Source organism: Dietzia sp. Cai40 (assembly GCF_014145165.1).
In the GTDB taxonomy this organism is placed as follows: Bacteria; Actinomycetota; Actinomycetes; order Mycobacteriales; family Mycobacteriaceae; genus Dietzia; species Dietzia natronolimnaea.
The window spans coordinates 1-2059 of record NZ_JAALEB010000427.1; the positions used below are offsets into that span (position 1 = coordinate 1).

At 72.1% G+C, this 2059-nt stretch carries 2 protein-coding genes; both read right to left on the bottom strand.

Features of this window, described 5'->3' with window-relative positions; all coding sequences use genetic code 11:
- Nucleotides 1-1273, bottom strand: a 1273-nt coding sequence (gene purH, locus G6022_RS14895) for a bifunctional phosphoribosylaminoimidazolecarboxamide formyltransferase/IMP cyclohydrolase (RefSeq protein WP_182691875.1), incomplete at its 3' end; no start/stop codon positions are given.
- Nucleotides 1270-1893, bottom strand: a complete 624-nt coding sequence (purN, locus tag G6022_RS14900) for a phosphoribosylglycinamide formyltransferase (protein ID WP_182691877.1) — start codon at nucleotides 1891-1893, stop codon at nucleotides 1270-1272. The genes purH and purN, both read right to left, overlap by 4 nt.
- Between the last annotated feature and the right edge of the window lie 166 nt (nucleotides 1894-2059).

Here is a 2059-nt window from a genome sequence, read left to right on the forward strand (position 1 = left end):
ACTTGACCGCCCGGCAGGCGCGCCACGCGAACAGCAGGTCGCGCAGGGTCGCCTCGTCGGCGTCGTCGCCGCACGCCTTGGTCCACCCCGCGGTCACGTCGCCGTCGGCGTCCAACGAATCGCGCTGCTGCACCAGCACGCCGCCGGAGATCTGCTTGCGCTCGAGCTCCCCCTGCGCCGGCGGGTTCGCCTCGAGGATCCGGATGTTCTTCTTCCGCTGCAGGATCTCCACGGCACCGTCCGCGTAGGAGGGCGCGATGATCACCTCGGTGAAGATCTCGGCCACCTGCTCGGCCATCTCCAGGGTCACCTCGCGGTTGGCGGCGATCACCCCGCCGAACGCGCTGACGGGGTCGCACTCGTGGGCGGCGCGGTGGGCCGCGGCGATGTCGGCGTCGATCGCGATGCCGCACGGGTTCGCGTGCTTGATGATCGCCACGCACGGCTCGGCGTGGTCGAACGCGGACCGCCAGGCGGCGTCGCCGTCGACGTAGTTGTTGTAGCTCATCTCCTTGCCGTGCAGCTGCTCGGCCTGAGCGAGTCCGGGGGCCGCGGCGGAGTCCGTGTAGAGGGCGGCGCCCTGGTGCGGGTTCTCTCCGTAGCGCAGGGTGGCGGCCAGGTCGAGACTCTGCCCCTGCCACACCGGAAAGCTCTCGTCCCCGTCCCCCGCGGGGGTCGCGGTCTGCTCCGTCATCCAGGTGGCCACCGCGACGTCGTAGGCACCGGTGTGGCGGAAGGCGGCGGCGGCGAGCCGACGGCGCTCCTCCAGCGGGAATCCGCCCGCGGCCACCGCGTCCAGGGCCTCGCCGTACCCGGCCGGGTCCACCAGCACCGCGACCGACGGGTGGTTCTTGGCCGCCGCCCGGACCATGGACGGACCACCGATGTCGATCTGCTCCACGCACGCGTCGAAGTCCGCGCCGGAGGCGACGGTGTCTGTGAAGGGATAGAGATTGACGACGACGAGCTCGAACGGACGCACACCGAGTTCCGCGACCTGCTCGAGGTGTTCCGGCTTGCGCGTGTCGGCCAGGATGCCCGCGTGCACCCGCGGGTGCAGGGTCTTCACCCGGCCCTCCAGGCATTCGGGGAACCCGGTCAGGTCCTCGACGGGCGTCACCGCGACCCCCGCGGCCGCGATGCGCTGGGCGGTGGAACCGGTTGACACGATCTCGACGTCGGCGGCCGCCAGACCCCGCGCGAGATCCTCGAGTCCGGTCTTGTCGTAGACGCTGATGAGCGCACGGCGGACGGGCCTGCGGGAGTCGGTCACGATAGGTGCACCTTTCGACCTTCGGTGTGGAGTCGGCCACGGGCGGCGGCCGCGAGGATGTCGACGAGCAGCTCGCGCTCGACGACCTTGATTCGTTCGTGGAGGGACGACTCGGTGTCGTCGGGGAGGACGTCGACCGCGCACTGGGCGATCACCGGGCCCGTGTCCACCCCGGCGTCGACCAGGTGGACGGTGCATCCCGTGACCCTCACCCCGTAGGCGAGCGCGTCCCGCACCGCGTGGGCGCCGGGGAAGGACGGCAGCAGGGCCGGATGGGTGTTGACCACGCGCCCGGCGAACTCACCGAGGAACGCCTCGCCGAGGATGCGCATGAAGCCCGCGGAGACGACCCAGTCCGGCGAGAACCCGCGCACCGCGTCCGTCAGCGCACGGTCCCAGGACGGGCGGTCGGGGTGATCGGCCGGACGGACGACCGCGGTGGGCAGTCCGGCGGCCCGGGCGCGGGTCACGGCCTCGCACTGGCGATCGGAGACCAGGCCGACCACCCGGTAGGGGCAGTCGGCCCCGTCGGACGAGTCCAGGACGCTCTGCGCGAGCGAGCCGGCACCGGAGGCCAGGAGTACGACCTGGCAGGGTGCTCCGGACTCGGCACTGACCACGTCCTACGCTCCTGCCCGTCGATCCACCTGCCCGCAGGATTCCCGGGCACGGGTCGCAGTCTAGTCGGAGGCCTTCGGGCTCTCGTCAGGGCTCTCCCCGGCCGTCTCGGCTTCGACTGACGCCGCGCCGTCCACCGCCGCGTCGTCCACCGCCGCGTCGTCCACC